We start from the raw sequence: 15,626 nt of genomic DNA, 5'->3' as shown, positions 1-15,626 counted from the left end.
TGATCGACCGGACAGGTCCTAGTGCCAGGCTCGGAACGGCTCGTCGAGGAGTTGGAAGACCGGCTCGCCCCGTACCGGGTCCTTGACCGTGGAGAGCCGGACGCGGTCGCCGCTGTGGATGCCGATCAGCGGGCCCATGACCCGGCCGCGTACGACGAACCCCTCGGCCATCTCGACGAGGGAGACGTTGCGTGCGCCGGGGGTGTTGCGGTTGACCACCGTGGCGTGGCGAACCGTGCCGGTGCCCTCGCTGCGTTCGGTGCGCAGGTCGCTGCCCTGACACACCGGGCACAGGAGCCGGTGGTACATGGCGGTGGCGCACCAGGTGCAGCGCTGGAAGAGGATCGTGTCGCCGTCGGCGCTCACGCGGTCGAGGACGCCCGCCGCGGAGCCGGCGACCTGCTGAACGGCGTTTCCTGAGTAGTGGTACACGCGGGTCAACTCCCTGCACTCGGCCGGAATCCACGTGCGCGGCTCACCCGTGCACGCACGTGCCCGGTTCGCCGTGCCACCGTGCACGCCCACAGGGTATGGCACTCAGTGTCACCCGTAAAGGCACTGCGTACCCCTAATCTGAAGTTAGGGGTCAGCTCCGCCCGAGGGTCGTCTCGATCTCCTGGACCACGCGCCACAGGGGCGCCCCGCGCCGGGAGACCACCACGACGACGTCCTCCGGCCCTGCGCCGACATGTGGCATCGGCATCGGCGTCGGAGGCGGCGTCGACACCGGTGCCGGGGCGGTGCCGAACGCCGACTGCACGTACTCCAGCGCGTGGTCCACGGTCGCGGTCGCCTCGCCCTGGCCGTCCGAACGCAGCCAGGAGCGCAGCGCGTTGTTGTGGGCGGCGACCACCGCGGCCGCGATCACGTCGGCCTGCAGGGTGCCGTCGGGCCGGCCGGCGAAACGGCCCCGCAGATAGTCGGCGAGGGCGCGCTCGTAGCGCCAGACCACCGACAGTTCGTAGGCGCGCAGCCCGGGCACCCGCTTGGTGAGCCGGTAGCGCTGCACGGAGAAGGAGGGGTTCTCCGCGTACATCAGCAGCACGAGCCGGGCCGCGTCGCAGACGCGTCGCACCGGCTCGTGCTCCGTCCCGCTCGCCGCGAGGAACGCGGTCATGTCGGCCAGGCACCGCTCGTGGTCGGGGAAGACCACGTCCTCCTTGGAGGGGAAGTAGCGGAAGAAGGACCGTCGGCCGACCCCGGCGAGGGCCACGATGTCGTCGACGGTGGTCTGTTCGTAGCCCCGCTCCAGGAACAGCCGGAAGGCCGCCGCGACCAGGGCGTCCCGCATGGGCGGCTTGGCCTCGGCCTTGTGGGTGGTGCTCATGGACGGGAACGTAGCATCTGGGAGGTGTCGATGGCACTCAGTTCCCTCGGAAGGGGAACCGAGTGCCCAAGCAAGCGCGCGGACCTCAGATCCGCTCCGCCGCCTCCACGACGTTCGTCAGCAGCATCGCCCGGGTCATCGGCCCGACCCCGCCGATCGGCGGCGCGAAGGAGCCGGCGACATCGCTCACGTCCGGGTGGACGTCGCCGAGGATGCCCTCGACCGTGCGGGTCAGGCCCACGGACAGCACCGTCGCACCCGGCTTGATCCAGTCCGGCCGGACCATGTGGGCCACTCCGGCCGCGGCCACCACCACGTCCGCCTCCCGCGCGTGCGCGGCCGTGTCCTGGGTGGCCTCGTGGCACAGGGTCACCGTGGCGTGCTCGGTGCTGCGGGTCAGCATCAGGCCCAGCGGCCGGCCCACGGTGACACCGCAGCCGATGACGCAGAACTGCTGGCCCGTGATCGGCACGAGGTTGCGGCGCAGCAGGTCGATGATGCCGCGCGGGGTGCAGGGCAGCGGGCCCGGGATGCCCAGCACCAGACGGCCCAGGTTGGTCGGGTGGAGGCCGTCGGCGTCCTTGACCGGGTCGATGAGCTCCAGCACGGCGTGGGTGTCGATGTGCGCGGGGAGCGGGAGCTGCACGATGAAGCCGGTGCAGGCCGGATCGGCGTTGAGTCGCAGCACGGCGGCCTCGACGTCGGCCTGGGAGGCGTCGGCGGGCAGTTCCAAGCGGATCGAGGCGATGCCGACCTGCGCACAGTCGCGGTGCTTGCCGCCCACGTAGGAACGGCTGCCCGCGTCGTCGCCGACGAGGATCGTGCCGAGTCCCGGGGTGACGCCGCGCTCCTTCAACGCCTGGACGCGGAGGGCGAGTTCGCTCTTGATGTCGGCTGCGGCGGCCTTGCCGTCGAGGAGGGTTGCGGTGGTCACGGGAGTCGACGAGCCCTTCGGGAGAAAACGGCGGTCCTGTCATCGTACGACCCGCTCGTACGGCGCCGCCCAGGAGTCCCGTCCGTCGCGGCCGTACCGCCCCGCCCCGTCCCTCGCCCTCTGACGTAACCTTTCCGCACCGCTCCGCAGCCCACCGGGAGACCCGCATGCCTGCCGCCCGCCCCCGTCTTCTCCATGTCACGGACCTGGCCTACGAGGCCCGCGGGCGCCGCTACTGCGACGAGGACGTCTTCCTCGCCTCCCGGCTGCGCGCCCACTTCGACCTCGCCCTGTGCCATCCGCTGGACGCGGCCGCGCTCATGGGGTCCTTCGACGGCGTCCTGGTCCGCAACAGCGGCCCGGTCCTGGGCTATCAGAAGGAGTACGACGCCTTCCGGGAGCGCGCCCTCCAGGACGGCGTGCACGTCTACAACCCGCTCACCGGCCGCGCCGACATGGCAGGCAAGCAGTACCTCCTCGACCTGAGCGCCGAGGGCTTCCCGGTGATCCCCACCGTCGACCGTCCCGAGGACCTGCACCGGCTGCCCGAGGCCGACCGGTACGTCGTCAAGCCCAAGCTGGGCGCGGACTCCATAGGCCTGCGGATCGTCCCCGCCGACGCCCTGTCCGCCCTGGCCGACGGCTCGGTCCTCGTCCAGCCGTGCGTCGACTTCGTCTACGAGGTGTCCTTCTACTACGTCGACCACGACTTCCAGTACGCCCTGTACGCCCCGCGCCCCGACCGCCGCTGGGAGCTCCAGCCGTACCGGCCCACCGTGCGGGACCTGGAGTTCGCCCGGCGTTTCGTCGACTGGAACGGCCTCGCGCACGGCATCCAGCGCGTCGACGCCTGCCGTGCCCCCGACGGCGAACTGCTGCTGGTGGAGCTGGAGGACCTCAACCCGTATCTGTCCCTGGACGCCCTCGACGACGCCGGACGGGACGCCTTCGTCGCCGCGACGACACGTTCCCTGCACCGCTTCCTCGCCAGCTGAACCCGGCCGCCGGTCCACACGTATCTCTCCCGGGGGACCGACGGGAGGGAGACGAGCGTGCCGACGCCGGAGGAACCCGGAAAGCCGCACGAACGCCCGGTCCTGGAACCCATCCGGGTACTGCGACCGCGCAACACCGACGCCCTCGCGGAGTTGTTCCGCGAGATGACCGAGGACGCCACCGGCAGCTACGAGGCCGTGCAGCTGCCGAGGGAGCCGCTCGGCAACGAGGACGTGACCCAGCAACTGCCGCCCGTGACCGACCGGGGCGGCGGGCCGCGACGGGAACGCCGTCCGCGCTCCGGACGGGACTCCGGGCCGCCGCGCGCCGCCGTGGCCGCGGTCGCCGTGCTCGGGGCGGCGCTCGTCGGCTTCGCCTGCGCCCTGTTGCTGCCCGGCCGGGGCAACGAAGCGGCCGCACAGACCCAACCGTCCACGCCCGCGGCCGCTCCGACCGTCACCGCTCCGGCGACCGCGTCCGCCGACCCCGACGGAGCCGGCACGCTCCGGGAGGGCGACAGCGGCCCCGAGGTGAGCGACCTCCAGCAGCGCCTGCTGAGGATCCCGAACGTGTACGACAACGGCCCCACCGACGGCCGTTACGACACCGTGCTCACCGAGGCCGTGGCGCGCTTCCAGCTCTGGTACGGCATCCGCGGCGACGAGACCGGCGTCTACGGCGACGACACCCGCCGCGACCTGGAGTCCCGTACCGCCTCGGGAGCCTGACCGGGGAGGTCGGCTGCGGTTCGGCAGCGCCCTTCAGGGGCGCGGGGAACTGCGCGACCAGCCACGACGGTGCCGCAGCGGAACGACGGCACATCGCGGCAGCACCTGAAGCGGAGCGCTCAGCGTCCGGTGCTCTGGTCCACCAGGGCCTGGGTGACCGCGCGGACGCTGCGGGCGATGTGCTGCAACTGCATGACCTCGGCCGCGTACATCTTGATCGTGTGCTCGATGACCGACTCCGGCAGGCCGAGCCGGGGCAGGTCGGCGCGGGCGGTCTGCAGTGCGGTGCGGGCCACCCGGACCTCGTTCTGGACCTGGATCTGCGCGTGACGGGCGAGCAGCACCGGGTGGCGCATCAGGGCCGGGTAGCTCGCGTAGCGCGCGGGCACCAGCTCGCGCAGCCACTTGGCGGCCGAGCGCTCCCAGTCGTAGCTGCCGGGAGTCTTGACCTGGCACGGCCAGTCCGAGCTGATGCGCGTCGTCGTCAGGGTCATGATCATCGCTTCCGGGTGTATGGCGTCGTGACGGTGGTCCGACGGTTCGGGGCGGCCCCGGTCCAGGGGATGACCGGGGCCGCCGCCACGGGCGCTCGCGCAAGCGAGGCCCCGAACACCCTCGAGCGCCGACGCGGGTAGGGGACGGCGGCTTCGGGTGCCCGTACAGGAGCCCTTCGCGGGCGGGTGCGGCCGTGAGCAGTATTTATATATGCCGTCGGCTTTGCAAGGCGTATGAAAACATTCATACGCGAAATACCCGCAATGATCCCTTTGGTCTTTTTCTGTGGAGGGGGGTCCGGAGGTCGCGTGGACCGGGTCACTCCCGGAGGAAGAACTGGTGCTGCTCGGCGATCTGTTCGTACTCCTCCAGCCGCGCCTGGGTGCGTTCGGGGCCCGCGTCGCTCATCGCCTGGAGCAGCGCCGCGGCCATCACGCCGGGGGCGGCGTAGGAGTCGAAGACCAGGCGGGACCCGGTGCCGCTCGCGAACGTGGCGTCGGCCTCGTCGGCCACCGGCCCCAGCGCCAGGTCGGTGACCAGCGCGACCTTGAGACCGGCGCTGCGCGCGACCCGCACGGCCGTCAGCGTCTCCTGCGCGTGCCGGGGCATCGAGAACGCCAGCACCCAGGTCCCGCCCGCCTCCCTGGACTGCAGCAGCGCGTCGTAGGCGACGCTGCCGCCCCGGGTCACCAGCCGTACGTCCGGGTGGACCCGGCGGGCGGCGTAGGCGAAGTACTCGGCGAGCGAGGCGGAGATGCGCAGCCCGAGGATGGTCAGCGGCGTCGACTGCGACAGCCGGCGGCCGACGTCGATCACCAGGTCCGGGTCGGCGAAGTCGCGCCGCAGGTTCTCCAGGTTCTCGATCTCCGCGTCGACCGCCGCCTGGAGTTCGTTGCTCCGGTTCACCTCCGCCGCCGCGGGGCCGCCGGCGGCCAGGGTGCCCAGCGCGATCGACTGGAGCTTCTCCCGCAGCGCGGGATACCCGCTGAAGCCGACCGCCGCGGCGAACCGGGTCACCGACGGCTGGCTGACGCCGACCCGGTCCGCGAGGTCGGTGATCGACAGGAACGCCGCCTCGGTGATGTGCTCGATCAGATACTGGGCGATGCGCCGTTGCCCCGGGGACAGATGGGGTCCGTCGAAGAGGGCCCGGAGCCGGGAGGTCGGGGACGCCTCCGTCTCCGGACCGGTTCTGCCCGAGGTGATCGCGGATGCCTGTGCGCGTGCCTGCTGAGGCGATGGCACCGGTGCGCCTCCTTTGTCTTCCACGAAGCTCAACATAGCTCAGGGACCGGGTCGGCCAGGGAGGGCGAAGAGGACCCCTTCGTACACCCGGTGATCGCGGCTTACCGCCGGTACAGCGTGATGGAGTACCCCACTTCGTCGACCGGTCGGCTGGTGCGCAGCAGCACCGCCAGCCGGCCTTTCGCCTTGGCGGCGGCGGAGTCCGACACCACCAGCAGTCCGTGCACCGTGCGCGCGGGCGCCCGCAGCGGATCGCCGGCGCGGATGCCGTAGTAGGCGGGCTCGCCGCTGCCCTTGTACACGAGCCACACCCGCTCGCCCCGGTACCGGGTGTGCAGCCGGACCGCCAGCCGTCCCAGGTCCTGGCCCCAGTCCACGTTGGAGTCGTGCAGCCGCAGATGCGTCCTGGCCGGTCCGCCGAACGCCTCGTTGGAGTACGGCAGGTAGTACGGGAACGTGCGCAGCGAGCTGACGGCGACGAACGCCACCAGCACTGCGGCCGTCACCGGCGTCCAGCGCCGGCGCACCGCCAGCACGCAGCCCGCGGCCACCGCCAGGAACATCGGCAGGAAGACGGCGTACCGGGTGCCCAGATCCCGGGCCCCGGTCATGGCCGAGGCGAGCAGCACGGCGGCCGGGAGGAGCACGTACGGCGCGGCGGGCCGCAGCCGGCGCACCGCGATCATCGCGACCGCCCCGGCCGTCCACAGGGCGAGCATGCCGAGCGGGGTCTTCACCACCAGCGCGACCGGCAGGTAGTACCAGCGCCCGCCGGAGTACACGTGCCCGAACAGGAAGCCCTGCCACGACCGGTTCTCCAGACCGAACTGGATCCGCATGCCGTCCAGGTACGCCTGCGGGAAGGGCAGGGCCCGCACCAGGAGCCCGTGCAGCCCGTGCACGGCGGGCACCTGGGCCGCCCGAGGATCCCAGCGCAGCCGCGGATCGACCGCGAGATACGCGGCCCAGACGACGGCCACGGCGGCCACCGCCACGACACCCGCCCCCAGCAGGCAGCCGCGGACGTCGCGAGGCCGCCGGACCCACACCGTCAGCGCGGCCAGGGCCAAGATGACGGGGACCGCGGCCAGTGTGCTCATCTTCGTGGCGAGCGCGGCGCCGAGCGCGACCCCGGCGAGCGGCAGCCACAGGCCGGGCCTGCCCCGGCGGGCCCACCACAGCAGCCACGCCGACGTCAGCACGAAGCCGGCCGCCGGGACGTCCAGCGTCGCCAGCGAGCCGTGCGCCACGACGTCGGGGGTGAGGGAGTACAGGGCGAGCGCCGTCAGCGCGGGCGCGGGGCCGCCCAGGTCGCGGGCGAAGCCGAACACCACCAGGCCGAACAGCAGCGTCAGCACGATCACCGGCAGCCTGGCCCACAGCATCAGCCGCCAGGGATCGTTGCCCGACTCGTACAACAGGTGCTGCCCCGCCTCCTCCTGGCTGCCGGAGAACGAGGGGTCGACATGCGGGTGGGCGAGGGCCACGCCGACCGCGACGACGAGCTTGCCGAGGGGCGGGTGCTCGGGGTTGTGGCGCACACGGTGCTCGTGCAGGTACTCGGCCGCCGTGGCGACGTACACCGGCTCGTCGATGGTCGGCGTCTCCTGCACCGCGGCGGTGACCATCGCGACGGCCAGCTGCCCGAGCAGGACGACCGCCAGGACCGGGACGAGCAGCGCCGGGCGCAGGCGCAGGAGCCGACGGGCGGCGGGCCGTGCCGGTCGCGCGTCGGGGGCGGTCTCCAGGACCGAGTGCGGTCGGTGCGCCATCATCCGCCCCGCGGTGAACCGGCCGGGCGGTGGCGGGAGCGATCCTGGAGTGGCCTCATGGGCCTACTCTGCATCAGCTCCCGCCGCCGAGGGCGTTACCGCTTGAGGAGTCGTACCGACAGACCGTCTGCCGTGTACACGGGTACGGCTCGCAGCTTGTCGGAGTTCAGCTCCACCTTGTCGAACTGGCCGCGCAGCTTGGCGTCGATCACCGGGACGACGGTCCCGGCGACCGCGGGCTGCTTGTCGTCGAGGCGAAGCGACAGCACCGACCCCTGTCCGAGGGTGACCCGGCCGGACACGGTGACCACGGCGCCGTGGTTGCGGCGCAGCGGCAGGTCGAGGGTCGCGCCCTTCGTCTGCGTCCAGCTGCCGCGCACCCGCACCGGCAGCTCGGCGCGCACCGTGCCGCCGGTGAGCCGTACGTCGCCCCGGCCGAGCGCGCCTGCGTGGGCGGCGACCAGCGTGCCCGCCTCCACCACGGTGGCGCCGTGGTAGCCGTTGTGCCCGCTCAGGGTCAGTGTGCCGGAGCCGCGCTTGGTCAGACCGCCCTCGCCGTCGATGTCGTTGCGCCATGCGTCGGCCGCGTGGAAGCCGCCCTTGGCCGCGTCCAGGGTGACCGTCACGTCCGACTCGAACGAGGCGTAGCCGTCGGCTGCGGCGAACAGGTTCAGCCGGCCCCACTGCTCGAAGCCGTCGAGGAGCACATAGCCGGCGTCCAGCGCGGTGGTGCGCAGCACCGCGCGGCGCTGCTCGGCCGTCAGGTACGGCTGACGGGTCTCCAGCAGCACCTCCGCGCCCTTGGGCACGGTCAGCGGCGTCTTGCGGCCCTCGCGCTTCAGGATGTAGGTGAAGCGGGGCTCGTTGGCGCGCGCGTTGGCGTCCCGGTCGGCGTACTTGTCCGAGGCGTCGGAGTGCGCGTAGGCGGCCAGGGTGTCGGCGGTGGCGCCGGTCTGCGCGGTGAAGTAGGCCAGGGCCTGGGCGCGGGCGGCCGCCTTGAGGTCGGCGTTGGCCGGGTCGGCGAGCGTGGCGGCGGCCAGCGCGGTGGCCATGATGCGGCCGCCGATGACGTCGACGGTGGAGTGCATGCCGGACATGATCCGGGTGTGGCTGAGCTCCAGCGCGCGGGTCACCAGCTCCTGGAACCGCTCGGGCACCGCGTACGCGAACGCCAGCGAGGCCAGGTGGAAGGCGTTGGTGTGACCGCTGGGGAAGCCGCCGTCGTCGACGGGGGAGGTGCTGCGCTGGCGCAGCAGCTGCGGGACCACGACCACCTCGGAGTCGTACACCGGGTAGCCGAGCGCGTCGGTCTTCCCGGTGTCGACGACCTGGCTGTTCTCGTTCATGCGCCACGGCCGCGGGTACTGGAAGGCGTACTTGCCCGGGTTGCCCGAGGCGAACGGGCCGCGCACGGTGTCGACGAGCTTGGCGACCTGGCCCAGGTCGGAGGTGTACGAGCCGGCGCCGATCGCGGAACCGGCGGGCGCGCCGGCGGGCACGGCGTCGCTGATCGTGGTCGCGGGCGTGGTGTCCGGCGCGCTGGTGATCGAGGTGACGGCCTTGGCGCCGGTCTTGTACAGCTCCGTCAGCGGACCGAGGGCGGCGATCATCGCGTAGCTCTGGTGCTGGCGGTCGTAGACGAACGCCTCCCTGCCCTGCGCCTCGGTGCGGGCCTTGGTGATCTTGATCGAGTAGCGCACGTTGGCGCGCAGGATCTCGGGCCGCAGCGGCGTACCGGTGTTCCACGCGGAACCCGTCTTCCACACCTGGGCGAAGCCGCCGAGGATCCGCACCACGGCGTTGGTCTCGGGCGTGAGGTTGGTCGTGAGGTTCGTCTTGTAGTCGTCGACGAACGGGAGGCTCGTGGCGGCCTTGGCGTCGGCGGCGCCCAGCCAGGACACCAGCGTCGGGGCGGCGACCAGGGCCGCCGAGCCACCGAAGGAGACCTTCAGAAAGCGCCTTCTGTTCACGGCCGAGGAGGTGTGGGTCCCGGTGGTTGACGGCATGGGAATGCCTCTCTTGAGTTCTTCGGCCGAGGGGCCAGAGGGAAGAGGTGCGATCACCTGCGGCCTGTGGGTCTTCTGACGACCTGTGAGCCGGATGACGCGTACGAGCGAAGATCTACGGCCAGGCTGTGACTCTTCTGCGATGGCCCGGCGACCGGAGCATGTCCTCCAGGTGAACGTGAGACCGGCGTCTCACAGGAGGGAACGCGCCAGCAGTGCACGTGCCAGCGCCACCGCGCCCTCGACCGGCGGCACGGTGAGCGGCTGCGGCCGCGCTCCCGGTACGGCCGCGCCGAGGGCGACGGTGAACGCCTCGTACAGCGCGGGCTGGCCGAGCACGGTGCCGCCGGCCACCACCACGTCGTCGACCGGGACCCCGCGGGCGGCGAGCCGGGCGACGAGCGCGGCGAGGTCCCGGCCCGCCTCGGCGATCACGGACCGGGCCGACGCGGAGCCCTCGGCGGCGGCCGCGAAGACGACGGGCGCGTGCCGTCCCCACTCGGCGGAGACGTCGGAGGCGGCCTCCAGGGCGGCGCCGAGCGCCGGGACCTCGGGCACGCCGAACGCGGCGACCAGACCACGGGCCAGGGCGTCGGGCGCCTCCCCGCGGTCATGGGCCGCCCATACGGCCCGGGCCGCCTCGCGGACCAGACCGGCGGCGCCGCCCTCGTCGCCGAGGACCGCGCCCCAGCCGCCCACCTGGACGGGGTGGCCGTCGGGGCCGGTGCCCACCGCGACCGAGCCGGTGCCGGCCACCAGGCCGACGCCCTGCTCCAGCCCGGCGGCGGGAACGAGCAGTTCGGCGTCGCCCACGATGTGTGCGGGAACGCCGAGAAGTTCTTGGAGCGCGACGCGGATCCGCGCGCACTGAAGAGGGGTCTCGCAGGCGTGTGCCCCCACGGCGATCGCGGAGGGGCGCAGGCCTGCGGGCAGTGCCTCATGGAGCAGGTCGACCAGCCGGCGCGCGGCGGCGGCCGGGTCGTGCGGCCGCCAGCCCGTGCTGGCGCGGACATGGTCGGCGACGACCTCCGCGCCGGCGAGCGCGCGCAGATGCGTCTTGGTGCCGCCCACGTCGACGCCGACCACGAGGGGGCTCGAAGGGGGAGAGTCCTGCACGGATCCTCTTTCGTCGATGCGCTGACATACGACGGCGGGCGAACCGTGACCTGCAAAAAGCCGGGTTTCGGTGAACTAGGGAAGCCCCGGGACGGGCTTCTGACGAAGCACGGTAGGCGAGTACCGTGAAGTTCGTTAGGAAGTTAACTAACGAAGTACAGTGCGTCAAGAGTTATCGCGCACTCGACCGTCGCGGGGCCTTCGGGGCCGTCGCGGGGCGGGAACGCGCGACGTCGGTGCATCCCATCGCCGCAGCCCGCCGAGCCGATCGGTCCGGGCGCGCGGCCCTGTACCCGTGTGGGGGAAACTGTGGAACTCGACGTGGCTGAAGCCCCCCGCCTCACCGAGAGCGCCAGTGCGGTGTTCGCCGTGCTGGCCCGGGCGGGCAGCGCGACCCGGCCGCAGCTCGCGAGCATGGCGGGGCTGTCCAAGCCGACGGTGTCCTCCGCGGTGGCGGAACTGGAGGGCGTCCGGCTCGCCGCGCACTCGGGCACCGTGTCCGGCGGCACCGGCCGCTCTCCCGCCGTATACCGGCTCGGGCCGGCCGCCGGGGCCGTCCTCGCCGTGGACCTGGGGCCCGCCCTCACCCGGGTCAGGGGCTGCGCCCTGGACGGCGCGCTGCTCGCCGAGGCCACCGCCTCCCGCAAGGACGCAGCCAGCGCCGTGCGCGAGGCGCTCGGCGCGCTGCCCGCGGGCCTTCCGCTGCGCTCCATCGTCGTCGCGGTCGGCGACGTCGCCGAGCGGGACCGGCAGGGCAGCGGCATGCGGCCCGCGACGGCCAAGGCCGGTCCCGTCTTCGACGCCGTGACCGTCGCGCTGCCGCCGGGCGTGCCCGTCCACCTGGAGAACAACGTCAACTGCGCCGCGCTCGCGGAGCTGCACGAGGGCGCCGCCCACGGCCGCCACACCTTCGGCTACCTGCGGATCGGCGTGGGCATCGGCCTCGGCATCGTCGTCGGGGGCCAGGTGCTGCGCGGGTCGAACGGCGCCGCCGGTGAGCTGGCCCGGCTGCCCTACCCGTGGGACGAGGCCCGTGAGCCGCGCCAGGAGGCCCTGGAGGAGTACATCGGCGCCCGTTCCCTGCTGCGCCGGGCCGCGGCGGCCTGGAGCCGCGCCGACGGCCCGTGTCCCCGCACCACCGAGCGGCTCTTCGCGCTGGCCGGCGAGGGCCGGGCCTCGGCCCTCGAGGTCGTCGCACGGCATGCCGCGGACGTGGGCCGGCTGGCCGCCGCCGTGACCGCCGTGCTGGACCCGGGCCTGATCGTGCTGGGGGGCAGCACGGGTGCGGATCCGCAGCTCCTGCCGGGTGTGCGGGCCGAGCTGGCGCGGCTGAGCTGGCCCACCGAGGTGGTCAGCAGCACGGTGGGGGATGCCGGCACCGTCGCGGGCGCCGCGCGGCTCGCGGTCGCCCGGGGAGTCCAAACCGTGACCGAGGCCGCGGGGGCTAAGGATTGACGGCCTCGGACTCAGTCTGCCAATGTCCGGACAAGCGCTTTCTAAGTCGGTCGGGACACCGGCTTGGGGTAGCGTCCCGCCGGTACACGAAGATGTACGGCAGCCATGCGAGGGCGTGCTCGCTGGGCGACGGCCTGAAGGCCGGGGACCCCACCCGCAAGGAACGACGCGGCCGGGCGAGGCCGCGCCCCCCGGAAGGCGCACATTCCCGCACAATGCACCCGTGCCGCAGCGACCGGCCCGGAAATCCGTCACGCACATCCAGGGAGGACCCGGTGGGTCACCAGATCTCGCGCAGAACCCTCTTCCGCACTGCGAGCGGTCTCGCCGTCGCCGGCGCGCTCGGCAGTTCGCTGAGCGCCTGTTCCGGCGGTACCGGAGCCGGCAGCACCAGCAGCAAGCTGACCATGACCTGGTGGGGCAGCGACGAGCGCCACGCGGCGTACAAGAAGGCCCTCGCCACCTTCCAGAAGGCCAACCCGAAGATCAAGATCCAGGAGACCTACTCCGGGTACGACGGGTACTTCGACAAGTTCAACACCAACGTCGCCGGCGGCAGCGCCCCCGACCTCATGCAGATGGACACCGCGCTGGTCGCCCAGTACGCCCGCAAGGGCGTCCTCGCCCCGCTCGACGAGTACGTCGGCAAGAGCCTCGACCTCACCGGCTTCTCCAAGACGCTCCTGGCGAACGGCACCGTCGACGGCAAGCTGTACGGCGTCCCGTCCGGCATCGGCGTCAACCAGCTCACCGTCAACCGCAGCGGCCTGGAGAAGCTGGGTCTGAAGCTGCCGGACCGCGAGTGGACCTGGGCCGACCTCAAGGCGATCTCCACGGACGTCTACAAGAAGAGCGGCGGCAAGATCTACGGCGTCGACGACGGCGGCGGCGGCACCCTCCAGTGCTTCGAGGTCTTCGCCCGGGAGAAGGGCCAGACCTTCTTCTCCGACGACGGCAAGAAGGTCGGCTTCACCTCCGACACCCTCCAGGAGTGGTGGGAGTACTGGACCGAGATGCGCAAGGTCAACGCCTGCCCGCCGCCGGCGATCACCTCCGCCGCGCACAACGACCTCACCAAGAACGCGGTCGTCATCGGCAAGGCGCTGTTCACCTTCGACTCCGGCGTCTACGGCGCGGGCGGCTCGATCACCGACGCGCAGCTGGACTTCCTGCCCACCCCGCAGGGTGACTTCTCCGGCGCCCGCGAGGGCAACTTCGTCAACGGCGGTGTGCTGCTGAGCGCCACCAAGAAGAGCACGAAGGTCGCCGACTCCGTCAAGATCATCTCGTTCATCGCCCAGGACGAGAGCGCGATCAAGGACTTCCAGCTGCTGCGCGGCATCCCGCCGACGGACAAGGCCCGCAACCTGATCTCCGCGGGCCTGACCGAGACCGACAAGCTCAACATGGCGAACGCCGACTACATCTCCCAGCGCGTCGCCAAGGCGACCAACGCGCTGCCCAACCCGGTGCCCCCGCCGCAGGGCGCCGACCAGGTCTGGGACCTGCTGTTCCAGTCCAACCTCGCTGTCGCCTTCGGCAAGAAGTCGATCAAGGCCCAGCTCAGCGAGTTCTTCGACCAGGCGGCAGGAATCCTGTCCGCGTAACGGCGGCCCGCACAGCACGCAGAAACACCGGGAGAGGGTCAGGGAGATGAGTATGACCACCGCGAAGACCGACGAGGTCGTGAAGGAGGCGCCGACCCCGGCGACCCCGTCCGACCAGCGGGAGCGCGACCGTATGCGCCGCCGCCTCGCCAGACGGCGGGGCGGGGGCTGGTGGCCGTACCTCTTCCTGGCCCCCTGGTTCGTCGGCCTGTTCGGCCTGACGATCTACCCGATGCTCGACTCGCTGTACCTGTCCTTCACCAACTTCGACCTGCTGACGCCCGCGAAGTGGGTCGGCACGGACAACTACGAGCGGATGTTCGCCCACGACCCGGTCTTCTGGGACACGGTGCACGCCACGCTCCTGTACGTGGTCGTCTCCGTCCCGCTGAAGCTCGCGCTCGCCCTCGGCGTGGCGATGCTGCTCAACCGGGACCTCAGGGGCATCGGCCTCTACCGGGCCGCCTTCTATCTGCCCTCGCTGCTCGGCGGAGCGGTGGCCGTCGCCATCGTGTGGCGCCAGGTCTTCGGCGGCGACGGACTGTTCAACGACTTCCTCGGCTGGTTCGGCATCGAGGGCCAGGACTGGATTTCCAGCCCCGACACCGCGATCTACACGCTGATCCTGCTGGCCGTCTGGCAGTTCGGCACCCCGATGGTCATCTTCCTCGCCGGCCTCAAGCAGCTGCCGCGGGACGTGTACGAGGCCGCCGCGATCGACGGCGCCGGCCCCGTCACCCGCTTCTTCAAGATCACCCTGCCGCTGCTGACCCCGATCGTCTTCTTCAACGTCGTGCTCCAGATCATCGACGCGTTCAAGACGTTCACCCCCGCCTTCGTCATCAGCAACGGCACCGGCGGTCCCCTCAACTCGACGATGCTCTACTCCCTCTACCTGTACAAGAAGGGCTTCACCGACCTCCAGATGGGATACGCCTCGGCCCTGGCCTGGGTGCTGTTCCTGGTCATCGCAGGCTTCACGGCGGTCAACTTCATCGCCAGCCGCTACTGGGTCCATTACGACGACTGACGCCTGACGTCTGAGCGAGGAGTCCCTTCCCACCATGTCCGCCATCACCCCCAACGCCTCGCCGTTGCAGAAGCTCCGCTCGGCCACCGGCGCCCGCCGCATCTTCATCCACACCGTGCTCATCGGCGTCGCGATCGTCATGCTCTACCCGCTGCTGTGGATGCTCAGCAGCTCGATCAAGCCCGACACCGAGATCTTCACCCACCCCGGTCTGATCCCGAACAAGCTGAACCCGCAGAACTACGCGGACGGCTGGAGCGGCTCCGGCAACTCCTTCTCGCTGTACATCACCAACTCGCTGATCGTCACGATCGGCGCGGTGATAGGCAACGTCGTCTCCTGCTCGCTGGCCGCCTACGCCTTCGCGCGCTTCGAGTTCCGCGGCAAGAAGATCTGGTTCGGCCTGATGCTCGGCACGCTGATGCTGCCCACCCAGGCCGTGCTGATCCCGCAGTACACGATCTTCTACAACCTGACCTGGATCAACACCTACCTGCCGCTGATCGTGCCGAAGTTCCTCGCGGTGGACGCCTTCTTCATCTTCCTGATGGTCCAGTTCATCCGCTCCATCCCGCGCGAGCTGGACCACGCGGCCATGATGGACGGCGCCAACCCCTGGCAGATCTACTGGAAGATCATCCTGCCGCTGATGAAGCCGGCCCTGGTCACCACCACGATCTTCACCTTCATCTGGACGTACGACGACTTCCTGCACCAGCTCGTCTACCTCCAGCAGAACGACAAGTTCACCGTTCCCCTCGGCCTGACCCTCTTCCTGGACCAGACCAGCGGCTCGTCCTACGGCGCGATGTTCGCCATGTCGACACTCGCCCTCCTGCCGACGCTCATCTGCTTCCTCATCTTCCAGAAGAGGCTGGTCGAAGGACTGGCGACCTCCGGCATGAAGGGCTGATC

The 15,626-nt window shown here is 71.3% G+C and carries 14 protein-coding genes; 6 read left to right on the top strand and 8 right to left on the bottom strand.

All coding sequences use genetic code 11. From position 1 onward, the window contains the following. Positions 1-18 precede the first annotated feature (18 nt). From ACWD4O_RS20490 to ACWD4O_RS20480, 3 genes are all read right to left on the bottom strand, one after another. Positions 19-432: a Zn-ribbon domain-containing OB-fold protein gene (locus ACWD4O_RS20490; protein WP_450944907.1), complete on the bottom strand. Its 414-nt coding sequence runs from the start codon at positions 430-432 to the stop codon at positions 19-21. Positions 433-586: 154 nt separating this feature from the next. Then, positions 587-1,291, bottom strand: coding sequence for a TetR family transcriptional regulator (locus ACWD4O_RS20485; RefSeq protein WP_451281729.1), 705 nt, complete (start codon positions 1,289-1,291; stop codon positions 587-589). A gap of 121 nt (positions 1,292-1,412) precedes the next feature. Continuing rightward, positions 1,413-2,261: a bifunctional methylenetetrahydrofolate dehydrogenase/methenyltetrahydrofolate cyclohydrolase gene (locus ACWD4O_RS20480; RefSeq protein WP_451281580.1), complete on the bottom strand. Its 849-nt coding sequence runs from the start codon at positions 2,259-2,261 to the stop codon at positions 1,413-1,415. Positions 2,262-2,428: 167 nt separating this feature from the next. Between ACWD4O_RS20480 and ACWD4O_RS20475 the strand changes: the two genes are divergently transcribed. Beyond that, on the top strand, positions 2,429-3,256 hold the full coding sequence (locus tag ACWD4O_RS20475) for a hypothetical protein (protein ID WP_451281579.1): 828 nt from the start codon (positions 2,429-2,431) through the stop codon (positions 3,254-3,256). A gap of 57 nt (positions 3,257-3,313) precedes the next feature. Beyond that, a complete protein-coding gene (locus tag ACWD4O_RS20470; protein ID WP_451281577.1) occupies positions 3,314-3,985 on the top strand; it encodes a peptidoglycan-binding domain-containing protein in 672 nt (223 codons plus the stop codon). Positions 3,986-4,104: 119 nt separating this feature from the next. Here the strand turns inward: ACWD4O_RS20470 and ACWD4O_RS20465 are convergent, their stop codons facing one another. The 5 genes from ACWD4O_RS20465 to ACWD4O_RS20445 form a co-directional block, all read right to left on the bottom strand. Then, positions 4,105-4,485 carry a hypothetical protein gene (locus ACWD4O_RS20465; protein WP_451281575.1) on the bottom strand — a complete coding sequence of 127 codons (381 nt, stop codon included), beginning with the start codon at positions 4,483-4,485 and terminating at the stop codon, positions 4,105-4,107. A 313-nt stretch (positions 4,486-4,798) separates the two neighbouring features. Next, positions 4,799-5,725: a MurR/RpiR family transcriptional regulator gene (locus ACWD4O_RS20460; protein ID WP_451281573.1), complete on the bottom strand. Its 927-nt coding sequence runs from the start codon at positions 5,723-5,725 to the stop codon at positions 4,799-4,801. A 101-nt stretch (positions 5,726-5,826) separates the two neighbouring features. Continuing rightward, the gene (locus ACWD4O_RS20455) at positions 5,827-7,500 is read right to left on the bottom strand and encodes an ArnT family glycosyltransferase (protein WP_451281571.1); all 1,674 of its coding nucleotides are present in this window, start codon (positions 7,498-7,500) and stop codon (positions 5,827-5,829) included. A 92-nt stretch (positions 7,501-7,592) separates the two neighbouring features. Beyond that, the gene (locus ACWD4O_RS20450) at positions 7,593-9,503 is read right to left on the bottom strand and encodes a phosphatase PAP2 family protein (protein ID WP_451281570.1); all 1,911 of its coding nucleotides are present in this window, start codon (positions 9,501-9,503) and stop codon (positions 7,593-7,595) included. 192 nt (positions 9,504-9,695) lie between these two features. Next, positions 9,696-10,619 carry an N-acetylglucosamine kinase gene (locus ACWD4O_RS20445; protein WP_451281568.1) on the bottom strand — a complete coding sequence of 308 codons (924 nt, stop codon included), beginning with the start codon at positions 10,617-10,619 and terminating at the stop codon, positions 9,696-9,698. 309 nt (positions 10,620-10,928) lie between these two features. Here ACWD4O_RS20445 and ACWD4O_RS20440 point away from each other — a divergent pair, with 309 nt between their 5' ends. The 4 genes from ACWD4O_RS20440 (at position 10,929) to ACWD4O_RS20425 (ending at position 15,624) form a co-directional block, all read left to right on the top strand. Then, entirely contained in the window at positions 10,929-12,074 is a 1,146-nt protein-coding gene (locus tag ACWD4O_RS20440; protein WP_451281727.1) for an ROK family transcriptional regulator, read from the top strand. 275 nt (positions 12,075-12,349) lie between these two features. Further along, positions 12,350-13,681: an ABC transporter substrate-binding protein gene (locus ACWD4O_RS20435; protein WP_451281566.1), complete on the top strand. Its 1,332-nt coding sequence runs from the start codon at positions 12,350-12,352 to the stop codon at positions 13,679-13,681. Between the two features lie 52 nt (positions 13,682-13,733). After that, positions 13,734-14,711 carry a carbohydrate ABC transporter permease gene (locus tag ACWD4O_RS20430; RefSeq protein ID WP_351911545.1) on the top strand — a complete coding sequence of 326 codons (978 nt, stop codon included), beginning with the start codon at positions 13,734-13,736 and terminating at the stop codon, positions 14,709-14,711. 34 nt (positions 14,712-14,745) lie between these two features. Continuing rightward, positions 14,746-15,624: a carbohydrate ABC transporter permease gene (locus ACWD4O_RS20425; RefSeq protein WP_450944918.1), complete on the top strand. Its 879-nt coding sequence runs from the start codon at positions 14,746-14,748 to the stop codon at positions 15,622-15,624. Positions 15,625-15,626 lie beyond the last annotated feature (2 nt).

This window comes from Streptomyces sp. NPDC002623, assembly GCF_053592635.1.
The sequence above is the reverse complement of the archived record's forward strand: the minus strand, read 5'-3'. Positions and strand labels throughout refer to the sequence as shown.